This window comes from Synechococcus sp. H55.8 (genome assembly GCF_047462375.1).
Classification (GTDB): Bacteria; Cyanobacteriota; Cyanobacteriia; order Thermostichales; family Thermostichaceae; genus Thermostichus.
Genome location: NZ_JANSJC010000038.1, coordinates 1 through 16,287, shown reverse-complemented (window position 1 = coordinate 16,287; position 16,287 = coordinate 1). Strand labels below are relative to the sequence as shown.

Below are 16,287 nucleotides of genomic sequence, written 5' to 3'. Positions count from 1 at the left end.
AGGCAAAGGTCTAGATGGCTCTTTCTGGTAATCTAAGTTGGGGGTTTAAGATCGGTAGGTGTTGCCCAGCATCCCTTACTCCATTCTCTCTTTGTCTGGGGCTGTAGCTCAGATGGATAGAGCAAGCGCCTCCTAAGCGCTAGGCCGGCGGTTCAAGTCCGCCCAGTCCCGTTGTGTGAAATCTTCAGAGTTTCACCGATAGAGGTTGCAGGAGTTGTGCAGGTCGTAGCCAGAAGCCAAAACCTCTTGCTGGCGATCCCCAAGGCCGATGTCACAGCGCAGAAGCTCCCCACCAGCACTCACATGGGTATGAGCCTCAGTCATCCAACGCATGCCGGTCACGCCAGGAGCAGGAGGAACCACTTCAGGAAGACGATAGTTGTAGGCTGGCCAGGGGTCTTGCAAATAGCGATCCCCGTGAACCCCACCGAATTCGATATCGGTGTAGCCGGAGGGATAAACCGTAAAGTCCATGCGGAAAACTTCTGAAGCACGGCCAACGGTCGCCAAAGCTGCTTGGGCTTCAGCAACTCTGGAGCGACGAATCTGATTGAGCAGATTGGGAATAGCCACAGCGGAGAGAATACCAACAATTACGATGACCACCAGCAACTCGATCAACGTCATGCCGTGGGGGGCTGCAGTGGTCGGGCGGAAGAGCATCCTCTTCAGATAGGCTTCATGAGAGGAAAGTCGGCTCATGGCAGTATCCACTCCACCTTCGCAGAACTCAGGTATCCAGATACACGCAATTTAGGCCAGCATTCAGGTCTTATTCTTGGTCTCAGGTTACCCTTCGCAGACGCAAAACTTTCCTCGCCAAATCATGCGAACTCCTGAAGCCGCGCCGGCGTTGGGCTGGGATTCAGATGGATCGCAAGGCCGCCTGTAGCAGGGTTTTTTGGGAGCCGGTTTGAAAGCCCTGAGCGCGGATGTGGCGTCCCTGCAGGTTAGGCAGACACTATCGGCTCTGGAGGGCATTGGGACAAGCGAACGTTACAACTTTTTTCAGTGTTATCCACTACAGCTCATGTAGATCCATCTCTTGCGTGGGAAAGAGCCCGCCTGGCTACGGAACTCCTATGAAAGAGGAGCTCCGCCCACGCCAGCACAGAAATAGCCAGAAAACCACAAAGCCTTCCTACCATAGGGTTTGCCCAGCCAGAAATGCCAAACCGCCCCCGAGGGATCCGTGGGGGGGTCGGCTGCTGGGGCTCCTGCGGTTTCTAGCTGATCACGTGGACGATTGCAGGATTTCCCGGATGCTGAAGTAGAGGGCCAGCACCACCAAAAATCCCCCGTACAGGCGGGTCAGCAACGGCGTGGAAAGTCGCAACGCCAATCTACCCCCCAGCACCGTGCAGGGAAACACCCCCCACGCCAGCCAGAAGGTGGTGCCCCAATCAATATGCCCCAGGCTGTTGTGAACCAAAATTTCGGGGACGGCCAACAACGCCACCGAAGCAAGGGAGCTGGCCAGAGCGCTCCGCAGATCCAGCCCTATGGCCAGTTGGTAGAAAGGCACCAACACCAGTCCGCCGCCATTGGCCAGCACCCCATTCAAGAAATTCAACAAGAGAGAACCCACCGGGATCCGCTCCAGGTGCAATTCCTTTTTCTCTTCGCTGGGCAGAAAACCCCGTAATCCGCTCACGCCGTATAGCCCGATCCCAAAAATGAACACCGCCGTCAGCAACATCAGCACCACTCCCGGCAGAAACTTCGTCGTCCATGCCCCCAGCGCTGCCGCCGGGATCCCCCAGACCACTGTGCGACCCACCACCCGCCAGTGGATCATTCCCCGTTTTTGAAAGGCGACCACTCCTCCCAGAGCGCTGGGCAAGGTGAGGGGCAGAGGGCTGGCCAACGCCACAACTGCCGGCATCCCCAGCAACCGCAGCAACGGCGTGCCCAAAGAGCTGCCCCCCAAGCCAAACAAACCGGCGCAAAAGCCAATGCCACACCCCACCAACAGCGTCACCCACCAACTCATCAGCATCTCCACCGCCAAGCTCTGCCTCGACGGTAAGGGAGGCAACTGATAAAATCAAATGGTTTTAACTCTAAAAAAAATAAATCCTAGTTATGATCTATGTGATCCGGTTGTGTTGGCATGGCCGAGCCACAGGGTGGCTTTGAGAAATCAACATCCACTCCGCCGATGCGCAGGGATCCCTGGAAAATGACGTTGGAGCAACTGCGGATTTTTTTGGCGGTGGCAGAGCACCTGCACTTCACCCGGGCTGCCGCTGCCCTCTACATCACCCAGCCAGCGGTCAGCGCTGCCATTCAGGCGTTGGAGCGGAGCTACGGCATCCCGCTGTTTCACCGGATAGGGCGGCGGGTGGAGTTGACGGAAGCTGGGCTATGGCTGAAGGGGCAGGCCCAAGAGATTCTGCAGCGGGTGGCGCAGACGGAACAGGGCCTCAAAGAGCTGAATAATCTGCAGATGGGGGAGCTTCACCTCGGTTCCAGCCTCACCATCGGCAACTACTGGCTGCCCTACCGCCTCAGCCTCTACCAGCAGCGCTACCCCGGCATTCAGATCCGCTGCACGCTGGCCAACACAGAGGCCATTGCCGAGGGTTTGCTGCAGGGCAAGTTCAATCTGGGCCTGGTGGAGGGCGTTATCCGACCTGAGGATCGACCTCACCTGGAACAGCACGTCATCGATTGGGATCGCCTCTGCCTCATTGTCGGCAGAGGACATCCTTGGTATGGTCGGCCAAACATCGAGATCTCAGATCTGGTGGAAACCGACTGGATCATGAGGGAGCCGGGATCCGGCACCCAGCAGCGTTTTGAAGCTGCCCTGGCCTGCTGGGGGATCCCTGTCGAGCGGCTATCGGTCATCTTGCGCCTGCAAAGTGGGGAAATGGTCAAGGCCCTGGTCAGTCAGGGATCCGCAGCTGGCGCCATCTCGGAATTGATGATCCGCAACGAAGTGCGCCTGGGGGATCTGCGGGCAGTGCCCCTGGCCGCCGGATCGGATGCTCTGCGACGCCCCTTTCTGCTGCTCAAGCATCGCCAACGCCACCTCTCGCGCGCCGCCCAGGCTTTTGAGAACATGATCCGCCTCCTAGATTTGGGGAACTCGCCCGACGATCAACTTCCATCGACCTAGCCAGACATCGGGCTGGCCAAGCAACAGCCCAGCGCCCTTCGGGCCCCCGTCTCTGGACTGGTCGTACAGTCCAACACCGACGTTCGATAAGCCTTCTGGGCTTTATCAGTACCCCCGTAGTCCGGTGCAATCCACCGAGATCCGGGGATAAGACATAAAGGCTGGGGCAGGATCCCCTCTGACCCATTTCCTCGGATCTCGGCCAGGGATCCCTATACTGGGGTAGAAGCACTGGAAGGCACCGGAACGGCAAGGGTAGCATTAGGTCAGACTGCTAGAGGGGGAAACAACCGATGGGATTGTTCGATCGGGTCAGCCGAATCATCAGATCCAATATCAACGCGCTGGTCAGCAGCGCCGAAGATCCGGAGAAAATCCTGAACCAAACCATTCAGGACATGTCGGAGGATCACTACCAAATGCGGCAAGCGGTTGCCCAGGCCATTGCTGCCCAGAAGCGGATCGAGCGGCAGTATGAGCAAGCGCAGCAGAACGTTGACGAGTGGCAAAGACGGGCCGAGTTGGCCCTGCGCAACAACAACGAAGCCCTGGCCCGCGAAGCGCTGGTGCGCAAGAAAACCTTTGCCGAAACTGCCCAGAGCCTGAAGCGGCAGTTGGATGAGCAGACCAAGCAGGTGGAGGTCTTAAAGGCCAACATGACCAAGCTGGAGAGCAAAATCGCCGAGGCCAAGACCAAGAAAGATATGCTCATCGCCCGGGCCCGCGCTGCCAAGGCTTCTCAACAAATTAACCAGGTCATCGGACGGGTGGACGCCACCAGTGCCTTCGCGGCTTTCGAGCGCATGGAGGAGAAGGTGAACTCCCTGGAAGCTCAGTCGGCGGCGGTGGCGGAGCTGGCGGTGGACAACTTGGAGAACCAGTTTGCCGCTTTGGAAGCAGGTGGGTCGGATGTCGATCACGAGCTGATGATGCTGAAAGCGGCGATGCAGGGCCAATTGCCCGCCGGAGAGCGGAAAGTTTTGCCGCAAGCCCAATCTGCTGCCTCGGCTGAAAGCGAGGTAGATGCGGAGTTGGAAAATCTGCGCCGCGAAATCGACCAGCTTTGAACAATGGGAGGCCGTGTCTGCCTGAGTTCCTGGGGCATGTTTCCTCTTGGCTTAGGTGGGTTGGGGTGTCCTTACCGGGGGGACACAGAGTGGTAAGCTAGCCCAGAAGAGCTCTCGGCCTGCTTCTGGCAGGGGGGGGAGCTTGGGTTAAGGTAGCCTTCCTGCGTTTTTGCGAGAGAACCAACAGCGATGACAACAGCGAGTATCAAGCCTCTTTTAGATGCCAAGCAACTGTTGCAGGCTTATGCGTCTGGCCAGCGGGATTTCTCTGGCTCCAACTTGAGCGGAGCCCAGTTGAGCGGTGCGAACTTGAGGGGCATCATTCTGCGGGATGCCGATTTGAGTGGGGCGGATCTGCGCGAGGCGGATTTGGCAGGGGCGGATCTCTCCGGAGCCGACCTGCGCGGAGCCAAGCTGCGACGGGTGAACCTAATCGGAGCTAAGTTGGTGAAGGCGGATCTGCGGGGGGCCAACCTCTACCGGGCTAAGTTGCTCAGGGCTGACCTTAGCGAAGCAGAGCTGAACCGGGCCGATCTGCGCATTGGCGCCGATCTGCGCGGAGCCATCATCACCAACACCCACTTCCGTGGCGCCCTTTACGACGAGTACACGAAGTTCCCGGATGGCTTTAACCCGACCGAGATGGGCATGTAGGCTTTCTAGGGAACCAGCTCCTGCCACAGTTGGGTAACGCCTTCGGCAGCTGCTACAAAGGGCGGGTTGTGCAGCTCCGGTTTGTTGTAGCGCAAGGGATCCCCTTGCAAGTTCGTGACACTTCCCCCCGCCTGCTCGACGATACAGTGGGCGGCGGCGGTATCCCATTCCAGGGTGGGGCCAAAGCGGGGGTAGAGATGGGCGGATCCCTCGGCCACCAGGCAAAACTTGAGGGCGCTACCCACAGACTTGACTTCGAGAGAACCGTAGCGCCGTCGCAGCCGCTCCAGGAATTGCTCCGTCTCCGGGCTGCGGTGGGAACGGCTGGCCACCACCTGCAGAGGAGCCTGGGCGGGGGGGCGGGCCCGGATGGGCTCTTTGCCTTTGTAGGCCCCCAGCCCTTGCGCTGCCCTGTAGGTAAGGCCGAGAGCCGGGGCATGGACGACGCCTAAGATGGGGATCCCCGCCTCGACGAGGGCGATGTTGACCGTGAACTGGCCGTTGCGCCCGATAAACTCGCGCGTGCCATCTAGGGGATCCACCAGCCAGAACTGCCGCCACTGTTGCCGCTCCGAATAGGGGATCCCGCCGCATTCTTCCGACAGCACGGGGATCCCCGGAGTTAGATCTTGCAGGCCCCGCAGGATCAGGTGGTGGGCGGCCAGATCTGCTTCAGTGAGGGGGGAGAAGTCGGTCTTGTCCCTGACTTGGATCTGCTCTTGCCGATAGATCTCCAGAATGGCCTGCCCGGCTGCTTCTGCAAGGCGGCTGACATGGGGCAAGAGATCGGCCAGATCCTGCATGGGCAACCCCCCAAGATTTAGCAGCGCACCGGAATGCCGTGGGCGGCCAAATCGGCTTTGATCTGGGCAATCGTCAACTGGCCGTAGTGCAACAGAGAAGCCAACAGGGCTGCCTCTGCCCCCCCCTCCTGCAGAGCTTGGCGGATGTGGGCACAGTCTCCCGCCCCCCCTGAGGCGATCACCGGCACCGCCACCGCCTCGGCCACGCGGCGGGTCAGCTCCAGGTCGTAGCCCGCTTGGGTGCCGTCGGCGTCCATGCTGGTGAGCAAGATCTCCCCTGCCCCTCGCTCGGCCACGGTTTTGGCCCACTCCACCACGTCCAGCCCCGTCGGCTCCCTCCCCCCGCGCACGTACACTTCCCATCCCCCTGGTTTGGCGCGGGCGTCGATAGCCACCACGATGCACTGGGATCCAAACTGACGGCTGGCCTGGGTGACCAGATCCGGATCCCGGACTGCCGCCGAGTTGAGGCTTACCTTGTCGGCCCCGGCCCGCAACAGTTGCCGGATCCCTTCCACATCGCGGATCCCACCTCCCACCGTGAGGGGGATGAACACCTGCTCCGCCGTGCGCTGCACCACCTCCAGCAAAATCTCCCGCTCCTCGTGGGTAGCGGTGATGTCCAGAAAGACCAGCTCGTCCGCCCCCGCCCGATCATAAGCCTGGGCCAGCTCCACCGGATCCCCGGCATCGCGCAACTGCACAAACTGGATCCCTTTGACCACCCGCCCCGCCGCCACATCCAGACAGGGAATGATCCGTTTGGCCAACATCGCCTTCTCCTCCGCTGGCGTGATGGCCTAGCCGAAGCTGATGACCAAGAAGGGTTCTTGAAACTTGGCCCCGGCCACCTGCCGACCCGCCAGGCTGGGAGGCAAGAACAAATTGCGCCGCTGATCCCCGGCGGTGATGGTCAGCTCCGGGCCCGACTGGCTCAGCTCGATCTGGGCCTTGCTGAAGCCGGGAATAAACAGCTTGACTGTACGCGCTCCCTCGTCGATGGCCACGGGCGGCGGCACATCCGGCACGGCGAATATGCCCCCCACCGCTGCCTCCAAAGCTGACCAATCGGATCCTTGACGCAGGGGAAGTGTGCGTACGGTCAAGGGGAAAAAATCGGCAGCCGAGACCTCGCCCGGAGCCAGAGGGGTGACCCAGAGGCCGCCCACCGTCAGCCCCACCATCTGAGCGCTGCCCCAGAGGTAACGGGCGGTTTGGACGGCCATCGGATCCGGGGTGGTCACCAGGTGGGCCAACACGCGGCGCGGATCGGCGATGGCCTGCCGCCCCTGCTCGAAAATGTTGGTCATCCCCCCCAGCCGATTCGACAGATCCTCTAGAGACGAGAACTCCACGGTGCTGACCGACCGCAGCAACGGCTCGGCAAAAGGGCGCAGGGTTTTGGCCAAGTCGGATCCCAGAAAAGCCTGGGAAGCCCGCCGCCAGTACCAGCTGGCCACCTCCGGGATGCCAAAAGCCCGCAAGGTGGTCAGATCCCCCGGCCCATCGTAGAGAATGCAGTCGTATTGGCCGCTGGCATCGTAGCGGCGCAGCGCTTCCAGGGCCAGCGCCTGATCCATGCCCGGCAACACCCCCAGCTCCTGACCGTAGATCTCCCGGAAAAAGGGAGTGCGCACATATCGGGCTTCCAGCTCTTTGGCCGCCGTCCAGTGTTGTTCCAGAAGCTGAGTTGTGCGCAACTGCACCACGCTCAAATTGGCAGCAATGGTCACCGGCTCCCCGGCAAGTGGGATCCCGCCCAAGAGCATCTCCAGCGCCGGCCCCGCCTGATGGCCCACCAACAGCACTCGCCGCCCCTGTTGGGCTGCTGCCCGCGCTGCTGCCACCGCCAACGTGCTCCGGCCTGTGCCCCCCTTACCCAAAAAGGTGAGGATCTGGCTCATTCCCGCTCTCCTGCCTCGCCGTAGATGTCGATGTACAAAGACTGGCCCGCCAACTGGGCTGCCGCCATCATCACCTGCCGAATCGCCTGCAGAGTGCGCCCGCCGCGCCCGAATACCCGCCCGCGATCCTTGGGGTCAAAGGCCAGCCGCAGCCATACCTTGCGCCCGCCACAGGTGGTTTCCACGTCCATCTGCAGCCCAGATGAGCTGAGCAACGGCTCGATCAAAAGATGGACAAGGGCTTTGTAGTCTGGCATGGGCGTCTGGCAAGGAAAAACGGGTTCAAGCCGAGCCTATAGCCAAAAGGTTAACCGATGGCGTCAGCGGGACGAAGTCCTTATCCTAGGCTTTGGCTGCTTCTTCGACCCGTGGCTCTTCAATTGCAGATTCTTGGTGGCTCGATTCTGGCAGGGATCCAGCCTCTGCCACAGCCGGCTCTGCATCGGGTTCAGGAGCTTCCGTAGCAGGTTCTTCTGTTGGCTCAGGGATCCCAGCTTCAGGCTTGGCGATGGCCGGGATGCGAATCGAGGCAACCACTCCGCCTTCTCCTGCTTTCAGCATCTCGTAGATGCCGGCCTTTTTGAGAAGACCCTCCACGGTCTCCGTGGGCTGAGCGCCACAACGCAACCATTTGAGCAGGCCCGCCGTCTCCAAAACCGTCTCTTTGGTGCGCGGGTTGTAGTAGCCCAATTCCTCCAGCGGACGGGCCTCGCGACGGCTTTTACTTTCGATGGCGATGATGCGATAGCTGGGTTGCCGTTTTTTTCCGTAGCGCTTGAGCCGCAATTTGACCATGGGGTATCTGCTCCTTAGGGTTGCTCCGCAAGCTGTGAAGGGTGGTTAGAGAAAAACCAAAATCAAACCCGTGCCCGCCACCCCGATCCCCTACCGGAAATCTGGGCAGACACAGGCTCTCTATTTTAGTCGATTTTTTCCTTGGCTGAAAAAGAGCCAAACCGACGCCGGGCGGCGCTCTTCATGGCAAAGTTGAAGAGGAAACCCACACTCAGCAACACCCCCCATGGTCAACTACGCCGACTTGACAGATGAGCAGCGCCAGCTCTACCTCAAAGCCCTGATCGCGGTGGCCCGAGTGGACGGCCAGTTGGACGAAGAGGAAACCAACTTTTTCCTGCAAATTGCCGAAGGGATGGGCATTGAAGAACAGGTGGCCCAAACCTATCTGGCCGAGAAAACAGACGCAACCCTAGACCTCAGCGGGATCCCGCCTCTGCACAACGCAGCCGGGGCCTTGATCCTGCGGGATCTGACAACAATGGCGGTGGTCAACAACGAGCTGACAGAAAAGGAGGAGGCGCTCATTTTTGAGATCGGCAAGGCCATGCAGTTCAGCCGGGAGGAGATCGACGAGTTCCTGAACTGTGCCTTCATGGGCCTGCAATGGCAACTGAAGAACAGGGGCTTGCTAGAGCGCTACGCCCAGCCTTCTCAGGGAGATCCAGCTACCGAATAGCATTAGATAGCATCAGCCAGAACAGCCGGCCTTGGCAACCGCATCAACACCCCGGCTTGGTGTTTCCCCCAACCAAGCCAGGGAGCCTTTCAGGTTCAGCCCAGACATCTGGCCATCGCAACCTAGCCGATAAAGCGATCCAGGGCCCGTTGCAGCTCTTCCAGCTCCACTTCGATATTGCCGGTCTCGATGGCGTGGCGGATGCAATGGCGGATGTGATCGTCCAGGATCAGCCGCGCCACCCGATCCAGCGCCCCCTTGACGGCGGCAATTTGTAGCAGCACATCTGGACAAGGTTGATCCTGCTCGATCATGGAGCGGATCCCGTGAACGTGCCCCTCGATGCGCGCCAAGCGGTTGATCAACTTGCGCCGTGACTGAGGATCATGATGGTGAGGCTGGGCCCGCCCAGACAGGGGCGGCTTTTCCAGCGCCAACTCCCACTCCTCCTCCCAATCGGGTTCTGAAGGGAGCGGTGGAACGGAGCGAGCGCCAAGTGGAAGGACAGGATCGGACATAAAAAGGGCAGAAGACTGCTTGCATAATACTGCTTGGTTTTCCCTGGGAACGATAGGGTACTCTACAATAAGAAAAGATATGAAATTTTGTAAAACCTCTCATACGCTGGCTCCATGACCTCTGTGCTCTCCCCCTTTGGCCCTGTAGAAGCGGATCTGGAGCGTTTACGCCAGAACCTGACGCGGTTGGTTAGCGCCAAGCACCCCATTCTGGCTATGGCTGCCGAGCATCTGTTTTCGGCAGGTGGGAAAGGGATCCGGCCAGCCATTGTGCTCCTCATTGCCCGTGCCACCACTCCCGATGGGGAGATCACACCCCGCCACTGGCGCTTGGCAGAGATTACCGAGATGATCCACACGGCCAGCTTGGTACACGATGATGTCATCGATGCTGCCGACGTGCGACGAGGAATCGACACGGTAAACACCCTCTTCGACAATCGGATAGCCGTGCTGGCGGGGGATTACCTCTTCGGTCAGGCTGCCTGGTATTTGGCCAGTCTGGACAATCTGGAAGTGGTGAAGCTCCTTTCCAAGGTGATCATGGATCTGCCAGAAGGAGAGGTGCGTCAGAGCCTTACCCGCTTCAACCCGGATGTGTCGATGGAGGACTACCTGGCCAAGAGCTTCTACAAAACGGCCTCCCTGATGTCCGGCAGTTCCAAGGCTGCCGGTCTGCTGAGTGGGGTGAGCGAGGAGGTGGCGGATCGGCTATTCGATTTTGGGCGGGATCTGGGCATTGCCTTTCAGATCGTTGACGATCTGCTGGACTTCACCGCTTCGGCAGAGATGCTCGGCAAGCCGGTGGGATCCGACCTCATCCAGGGCAACCTCACCGCACCCGTTTTATTCGCCTTAGAGGAATTTCCCCAGATGCGGGAGCTCATTCTCAGGGAACTGTCCAACCCGCAAGACCTGAAGCAGGCCCTAGAGTGGGTGTATCAAAGCGAAGGGATCCCACGCTCTCGTCAGTTGGCGCGAGACTATGCCCGTCAGGCCGCCGAGGCGCTGGAAGTGCTCCCGGATTCTGTAGCCCGCCGGGCTCTGTTTCAAATGGTGGACTATGTGCTGGAGCGGCTGCACTGAGCAGCCCAGGCAGAGTCAAGCGACCTCCCTAGCGGGCGGTGTCGCCCAACACTTGAGTTTCCGAACGCAGCTCGGGATATTCTGGCGGGGTGAAAACGTGTAGGCGATTCGGGGGCCAAAAGCGAAAAATGGTGTTGCCGATGATGTTTTCTTCCGGCAAAAAACCCCACACATGGGAGTCCTGGCTGTCATTGCGATTGTCCCCCATCACAAAATAGGAGTGAGGAGGAACTACAAATTCGGATCCCTGGTTGGGAACTCCAGGGCAGCGCTCTCCAGGACAAGAATAGTTGGGAGGAGCATAAATATAGTCCTCCTGCAGTGGGATCCCGTTGATGATGACCTCACCATCGGCGATACGAATGCGATCCCCAGGTAGGCCGATCACCCGCTTGATGTAGGCGCCGTTGAAGTTCAGCTTGGCAGGCGGGTAGAAAACAATGATGTCGCCGCGTCTGGGCGGGCCAAAGCGGTAGCTGACCTTTTCCACCACCAGCCGATCCCCTTCTTCCAGGGTGGGCAGCATGGAATCGGAGGGGATCCAACGCGCCTCCGCCACAAAGGTGCGAATGCCGAAAGCCAACAGCAGCGCCAGCACAACCGTCAGCAGGTTTTCCCGCTGCGCCTGCCACCAGGTGCGGGATCCCGAGCTGGCAGGTGCCGACTGGGGCTTGGGCAGAGACGTTGGATCTTTGGACGGCATGGGAGCTAACGGACAAGACTGCACGATCTCAAGATTATCGCACCCAGCAGGAGCCAGCATCGAAAAGACGAATGGCCGCCAGTAGCTTACGATCGAGAGACACGTAGCCTGTAACTTGCAAACCCCATGACGATTTCAACAGAAGAACGCCTAGATCGGCTTGAGCGCTTGGTCGAGACCAACAGCCAAGCAATAGCCCACCTCAGCCAACAACAAGGGGAAATTTTGCAGCGGATCGATCGGCTCGCAGGAGATACTGGAAAGCTCTCAGAGCGTGTCGAGAAACTATCGGGCGACGTCGAGAAACTATCGGGCGACGTCGAGAAACTATCAGGTGACCTGGAAAAACTGACTTTTAAGTTCGACACCGCTCAGAGCATCGGAGAACGGCTGGAACGTCTGGCCACCAGTCTCATTGCCGGGGCCACCATCAGCATTATTGCCGGTGTGATTTTGGTGCTGTTGCGGGAGGGATCCCGTTAGGAAAAAACTGCTTGGGTTTGCAACGGGAATGAGAAACTTGGGCCACCGGCAAAAGGCATTGGGAGCCCATAAAGCCAAGAAGCAAGGCAAAAGCTAAGATGCCCTCGAAATGCCTGGGGGCTCAACTGCCGGAATTGAGTTTTTCCCAGTCCTGCTGATGGATGGCGATCATCTGGGCTTGAGCCTGGATAGCTGCCAACACCTCTGTCATCAGGGGCCAGTCGCTCCGCGGTGGACTGGGGTACTGCTTGAGTTTGTCGATTGTGTTGCTGAGAGCACTTTGCAGTTGTTGTAGCAGTTGATGGGTCTGTTGGGCCAAGGCTAAGGTCTCGGAGACGCGGAGGTTATTCTGACCTTGTTGATATTTCTGGAGGGCTTCCCCTCGCAAAATACTCAAGATGGCTCCTTCTCTGGCGAGGGCAGTCTGGCCACTTTTGGAGCGCTGCGGGATAATGCGCAACTGCAAAACCAGTGGCTCCCCCCGGTATACCCGTTCCACCTCTGCCTGCTGCGGCTCTCCGAGCAGCTCTGGATCCAGTGCCATCATCCGCTTCATGGAGGCGAGCAACTTCGCCCGTATGGACTCCGAAAGATCTTTGAACAGATCCCGCAAAATCCCCTGCTGACGGTAGCGCACCCGACAAGAAGCCCCCTCTTGAGGTTCCACAAAAATCTGCTCGGCTTTCTCATCCAAAGCCCGTCGCAGCATCGAGTTGAGCAACTGCTGCACCGTCTCTTCCGATTCGTCGGCGGGGACAGGCGGAGCAGTTGGCCGAGCGGAGGGGGGCTGGGTTGGCGTCAACTGCGTGGGTGGCCCCGCCACAGGAGCGGGAACCTCCCGCGTCACCCGGCTGGCTTGGGCCTGGAGGCGCAGCCGCTCCACCTCTGCCGGGTCGGGGGGATGGCTGAAGTAGTAGGCAATGAGATCCTGCTGCTGCTGAGCGGTGAGCGGGATCGGCTCAACGGAGATCTGGGAATAGGCCAGCATCTTGCTCACGTAGTCCAGCGCTGCCAAATCCTGGGGATCCACCATGCCCAAAATGAGGCTGTCGGTATCCAGGGCCACGGGCACAACCTGGTAGTAAATGCAGATCTCCACCGGCAGGTATTGGGCAATCAGGGCCGGCACCCGCGCCCGGTCAATGATTGAGTGTTGTCCCACCGCCAGAGAGGCATTTGGATCAGTCATGGCAAGCCTGGAGTGGATCCCGCACAGGCGAGACATCGCTTTCGAGCATTTTGATCATAGAGTAAAGGCTGCCTCCCCGCCGCCTGAGCCCCACAGCATCCAGGCTCGTCTGACCGGCGCAAATTGCATAATGTAATACTAGGAGCATTCTAGAATCCTTTACACCCACAGCAGTCAGGCCTTGTTAAGTCTTGGAGTTAACATCGACCACATTGCCACCCTTCGCCAGGCTCGCCGCACCGTAGAGCCGGATCCGGTGGCAGCGGCAGTGATCGCCGAGTTGGCGGGGGCAGATGGGATCACAGTGCACTTGCGCGAGGATCGCCGTCACATTCAAGATCGGGATGTGCGGCTGTTGCGGCAAACGGTGCGCACCCACCTCAACCTGGAGATGGCCGCCACCGATGAGATGGTGGCCATTGCTCTGGAGATCAAGCCCGACTACGTCACTTTGGTTCCCGAACGGCGGGAGGAGATCACCACCGAGGGGGGCCTGGATGTGGCAGGGCAGGTGGCGCGTCTTAGCGATGTGGTCGGCCAACTGCAGGGATCCGGCATTCCGGTCAGCTTGTTTATCGACCCGGATCCAGTGCAAATTGCCGCTGCCGCCCAGGTGGGGGCCCGCTGGGTGGAGCTGCACACGGGGCGCTATGCCGAAGCTGCCTCCGCAGCTCGGCGGCAGGTGGAACTTGAGCATCTGGAAAAAGGCTGCCAACAGGCCCTTCAACTGGGCCTGCGGGTGAATGCGGGACATGGTCTCACCTACTGGAATGTCGGCCCGGTGGCGCGGATCCCGGGTATGGAGGAGCTGAACATCGGCCACAGCATTATCAGCCGAGCGGTGCTGGTAGGACTGGATCGGGCGGTGCGAGAGATGCGTCAGGCGATGGGATTAAGCTGAGGAGCAGGCCCGGCATGGACTCGGAATACTACGGCTACGAAAACTACGTTCTGGAGCAGGCTGAGATCGAGCGCCTGCTGGATCTGCTGCCTGCCAGTATGCGAGAGAGCGTCAAGATCTTGCCGGCCTCGGAACGGCAGACAGTGGTGATCAAGGGCCGTCGGCAAATGCCCTGGGAACGGCAAATGCGGCTGTTTATCAAGCCCTACGAGTGGCGGCAATTTACCCCCCTGCAGCGAGCGGGGCTGTTCCTGCACAAGGTGGGCTACTACAGCCGGGCAGCCTCGCGGCAGATCGACTTTTACCTGGCCATAGCAGCTCTGGGAGGGTTGAGCTTGATCTTTGAGGCTGTGCAGCAGGATCCGGTGGGAGCAACGGTTTCGGGAGGTTTGAGTGGCTTGGCCCTCTGGCAGTTGCGCCGCGACCAAACCAACGACCGCCGTCTGTTGGCTGCCGATGCCTATGCGGTGGATCGTCTGGTGTTGCGCGGGATCCCACGGCTGCAGGCGGTGGAGGCTCTGGGGCAGGCGCTGCACGTGGAGGCCCGTCTGGAGGGGCGCTCCGGCAATGATCTACTGGACATGTTGCGCTATCAGAACCTAAAGCGGCTGGCCCAGCGTCCGGCGGAAGATATTGTGCTGAGCTGAGGGAGATGCTTTCCCCCTCGCGGCTGGGATCCCAGGTGGGCCATTGGGGCCATTACCTCCTGCAGGTGGCGGTAACCGATTCCACCAATCGGCTGCTCCTGGACTGGAGCCGCCGGTTTCCACAGCCGCTGCCGGTGGGCACGGTTTTGGTCAGCACCCGCCAACGGGCCGGGCAAGGTCAACATGGGCGGGTATGGCACTCTGAGCCGGGAGGGCTGTATCTATCGGTCTGGCTGGGATCCCCGCCCTTGCATCACTCGCTGCTGGAACTGACCCTGACCTTGGGCTGGGGTATTGCGGGCAGTCTGCGGCAAAAACTGGGGATCCCGCTGCGGCTGAAATGGCCCAACGATCTGGTGGTGGTGGGCCCGGATTCTCTGCTCAAGCTGGGGGGGATCCTGGTGCAAAGCCGCTTTGGGGGGGACGGGCAACTGCTGGGGCTGGTGGCCGGCGTGGGTGTGAATATCAACAATCCCGTGCCCGCCGGGGCGATCACCTTAGCCCACATCTTGGGATCCCGACAGTCCCTCGACCGCACCGAGATTGCCGGCTGGGTTCTGCAGGGGATGGAGCAGGGATTCCAGGTCTGGTTGCAAGAGGGATTTGGCCCCGTTCGCCCAGAGTACGAAGCCTGGATGGTTCAGTCGCAAGTCCAAGGAGCCCAGGGGGAAAGCAGCCTCACGGTCTTGGGCCTTGCCGAGGATGGGCGGGTGCGAGTACAAACACAAGGGGAGCAAGGATCCATCCTGACGCTTGCACCTGACCAAGTTCGCTTGAGCTATCACACTCCTGTTGGCGGCGATCTGTAGCCTTTCTGGTTTTTCTTGTGTGGCCTGTGTTGAGTGCGGTGATGAAGCCTTTGGTTGCGGCAGCGCGCCTTTTCTTCCCACAAAGGCGACGGCTGCGCTTTTGGCTGGGTCTGCTTTGGCTCTATCCCACGGCTCTGCTGGCCCAGACACAACCCAACCCTTTGCCCCCACCGCCCGTGGTGGAGCCGGCTCTGGACACGCCTGGGGCGGCAGCCCTGCTGCTGGATGGGGCCATTCCTCTACGGGGAGAAGCTCTTGAGGCGGGAACCCACCCAGAGACGGTGGTGGGCCGGGAAATGGTTATTGAGCCGAAAAAAAACCGTGGCCTGGCCACCCCCGGCAATAGCGGCACGGCGTCCTTTTCTCAACCTGAAGGTGGGGTGCCGGTGGTGCTGATGGAACGCAGCTCCGGTCGCCGCATCATCCTCACCCCAGGTGAAGAGATTCGCATTGAGGATCCCAGCCAGACCCAAGCGCCTGAACCGCCAACGCCGGAGTTACCAGAACTGGCGGCAGGTGAAGAACGACTGCTCTATCCCCTACCCCATCCGGTGCCGATTACTTCTGGGTTTGGCATGCGAATTCACCCCATTCGCGGAGAGCCGGAGTTCCATGCCGGGGTGGATTTGGGGGCCAGCCTGGGAACGCCGATCTTGGCCTCTTTGAGCGGCAAGGTGGTCACTTCGGGATCCCTGGGCGGTCTGGGGATCACCGTTGTGCTGGAGCATGCCGGCAACCAGCGCACCCGCTATGGCCATATGTCTGAATCTGCTGTGGGTGTGGGAGAAGTCGTGAAGCAGGGCACCGTAATCGGCTACGTGGGGGCGACGGGAGCGGTGACGGGGCCCCACTTGCACTTTGAGTTGTGGAAACGGACGGTGGGGCAAGGCTGGGTGGTTTTGGACGCTACCGATGACCTGCAGGT

The 16,287-nt window shown here is 60.0% G+C and carries 19 protein-coding genes, 1 tRNA gene and 1 pseudogene; 11 read left to right on the top strand and 10 right to left on the bottom strand.

The window, feature by feature from the left end; all coding sequences use genetic code 11:
* The first annotated feature begins 97 nt into the window (after positions 1-97).
* Positions 98-171: transfer RNA gene (locus NW862_RS12145), tRNA-Arg, on the top strand.
* Positions 172-192: 21 nt separating this feature from the next.
* Here NW862_RS12145 and NW862_RS12140 read toward each other — a convergent pair.
* Positions 193-702 (bottom strand): type IV pilin protein, encoded by a 510-nt coding sequence (locus NW862_RS12140; protein WP_414336261.1) that lies wholly within the window; start codon positions 700-702, stop codon positions 193-195.
* A gap of 532 nt (positions 703-1,234) precedes the next feature.
* Entirely contained in the window at positions 1,235-1,993 is a 759-nt protein-coding gene (locus NW862_RS12135; protein ID WP_414349236.1) for a sulfite exporter TauE/SafE family protein, read from the bottom strand.
* A gap of 120 nt (positions 1,994-2,113) precedes the next feature.
* Here NW862_RS12135 and NW862_RS12130 point away from each other — a divergent pair, with 120 nt between their 5' ends.
* From NW862_RS12130 to NW862_RS12120, 3 genes are all read left to right on the top strand, one after another.
* A complete protein-coding gene (locus tag NW862_RS12130; RefSeq protein ID WP_414349234.1) occupies positions 2,114-3,124 on the top strand; it encodes a LysR substrate-binding domain-containing protein in 1,011 nt (336 codons plus the stop codon).
* Between the two features lie 293 nt (positions 3,125-3,417).
* Entirely contained in the window at positions 3,418-4,191 is a 774-nt protein-coding gene (locus NW862_RS12125) for a PspA/IM30 family protein (protein WP_414335790.1), read from the top strand.
* 189 nt (positions 4,192-4,380) lie between these two features.
* Complete coding sequence (locus NW862_RS12120; RefSeq protein ID WP_414335792.1) at positions 4,381-4,845, top strand: pentapeptide repeat-containing protein; 465 nt, start codon at positions 4,381-4,383, stop codon at positions 4,843-4,845.
* A gap of 5 nt (positions 4,846-4,850) precedes the next feature.
* Here the strand turns inward: NW862_RS12120 and cysQ are convergent, their stop codons facing one another.
* From cysQ to rpsP, 5 genes and pseudogenes are all read right to left on the bottom strand, one after another.
* Positions 4,851-5,648 carry a 3'(2'),5'-bisphosphate nucleotidase CysQ gene (gene cysQ, locus NW862_RS12115; RefSeq protein ID WP_414335794.1) on the bottom strand — a complete coding sequence of 266 codons (798 nt, stop codon included), beginning with the start codon at positions 5,646-5,648 and terminating at the stop codon, positions 4,851-4,853.
* Between the two features lie 17 nt (positions 5,649-5,665).
* Positions 5,666-6,421 (bottom strand): imidazole glycerol phosphate synthase subunit HisF, encoded by a 756-nt coding sequence (gene hisF, locus NW862_RS12110; protein WP_414335796.1) that lies wholly within the window; start codon positions 6,419-6,421, stop codon positions 5,666-5,668.
* 27 nt (positions 6,422-6,448) lie between these two features.
* Entirely contained in the window at positions 6,449-7,552 is a 1,104-nt protein-coding gene (locus NW862_RS12105) for an ArsA family ATPase (protein WP_414347738.1), read from the bottom strand.
* Entirely contained in the window at positions 7,549-7,809 is a 261-nt protein-coding gene (locus NW862_RS12100) for a KH domain-containing protein (RefSeq protein WP_414335800.1), read from the bottom strand. The genes NW862_RS12105 and NW862_RS12100 overlap by 4 nt, the downstream gene beginning before the upstream one ends.
* Before the next feature lie 292 nt (positions 7,810-8,101).
* Positions 8,102-8,347, bottom strand: a pseudogene (gene rpsP / locus NW862_RS12095) (30S ribosomal protein S16); the annotation flags it as partial.
* Positions 8,348-8,573: 226 nt separating this feature from the next.
* Between rpsP and NW862_RS12090 the strand changes: the two are divergent.
* A complete protein-coding gene (locus tag NW862_RS12090) occupies positions 8,574-9,026 on the top strand; it encodes a TerB family tellurite resistance protein (RefSeq protein WP_414335802.1) in 453 nt (150 codons plus the stop codon).
* A 122-nt stretch (positions 9,027-9,148) separates the two neighbouring features.
* Here the strand turns inward: NW862_RS12090 and NW862_RS12085 are convergent, their stop codons facing one another.
* On the bottom strand, positions 9,149-9,544 hold the full coding sequence (locus NW862_RS12085) for a metal-sensing transcriptional repressor (RefSeq protein ID WP_414335804.1): 396 nt from the start codon (positions 9,542-9,544) through the stop codon (positions 9,149-9,151).
* A gap of 114 nt (positions 9,545-9,658) precedes the next feature.
* Between NW862_RS12085 and sds the strand changes: the two genes are divergently transcribed.
* Positions 9,659-10,630: a solanesyl diphosphate synthase gene (sds, locus tag NW862_RS12080; RefSeq protein WP_414338940.1), complete on the top strand. Its 972-nt coding sequence runs from the start codon at positions 9,659-9,661 to the stop codon at positions 10,628-10,630.
* A 28-nt stretch (positions 10,631-10,658) separates the two neighbouring features.
* On the opposite strand, the gene lepB is transcribed toward sds, so the two are convergent.
* The gene (lepB, locus tag NW862_RS12075; RefSeq protein ID WP_414336229.1) at positions 10,659-11,333 is read right to left on the bottom strand and encodes a signal peptidase I; all 675 of its coding nucleotides are present in this window, start codon (positions 11,331-11,333) and stop codon (positions 10,659-10,661) included.
* A gap of 126 nt (positions 11,334-11,459) precedes the next feature.
* On the opposite strand from lepB, the gene NW862_RS12070 reads away from it, so the two are divergent.
* Complete coding sequence (locus NW862_RS12070; RefSeq protein WP_414365699.1) at positions 11,460-11,816, top strand: hypothetical protein; 357 nt, start codon at positions 11,460-11,462, stop codon at positions 11,814-11,816.
* Positions 11,817-11,937: 121 nt separating this feature from the next.
* Here the strand turns inward: NW862_RS12070 and NW862_RS12065 are convergent, their stop codons facing one another.
* Positions 11,938-13,005 (bottom strand): hypothetical protein, encoded by a 1,068-nt coding sequence (locus tag NW862_RS12065; RefSeq protein WP_414335995.1) that lies wholly within the window; start codon positions 13,003-13,005, stop codon positions 11,938-11,940.
* 181 nt (positions 13,006-13,186) lie between these two features.
* Here NW862_RS12065 and NW862_RS12060 point away from each other — a divergent pair, with 181 nt between their 5' ends.
* The 4 genes from NW862_RS12060 to NW862_RS12045 all read left to right on the top strand — a co-directional run.
* Positions 13,187-13,906, top strand: coding sequence for a pyridoxine 5'-phosphate synthase (locus NW862_RS12060; RefSeq protein WP_414335993.1), 720 nt, complete (start codon positions 13,187-13,189; stop codon positions 13,904-13,906).
* A 14-nt stretch (positions 13,907-13,920) separates the two neighbouring features.
* A complete protein-coding gene (locus NW862_RS12055; RefSeq protein ID WP_414335991.1) occupies positions 13,921-14,553 on the top strand; it encodes a DUF3318 domain-containing protein in 633 nt (210 codons plus the stop codon).
* Positions 14,554-14,558: 5 nt separating this feature from the next.
* Positions 14,559-15,362, top strand: a complete 804-nt coding sequence (locus NW862_RS12050; RefSeq protein ID WP_414427221.1) for a biotin--[acetyl-CoA-carboxylase] ligase — start codon at positions 14,559-14,561, stop codon at positions 15,360-15,362.
* A 41-nt stretch (positions 15,363-15,403) separates the two neighbouring features.
* A partial coding sequence (locus tag NW862_RS12045; protein ID WP_414369118.1) for a M23 family metallopeptidase occupies positions 15,404-16,287 on the top strand: 884 nt, incomplete at its 3' end.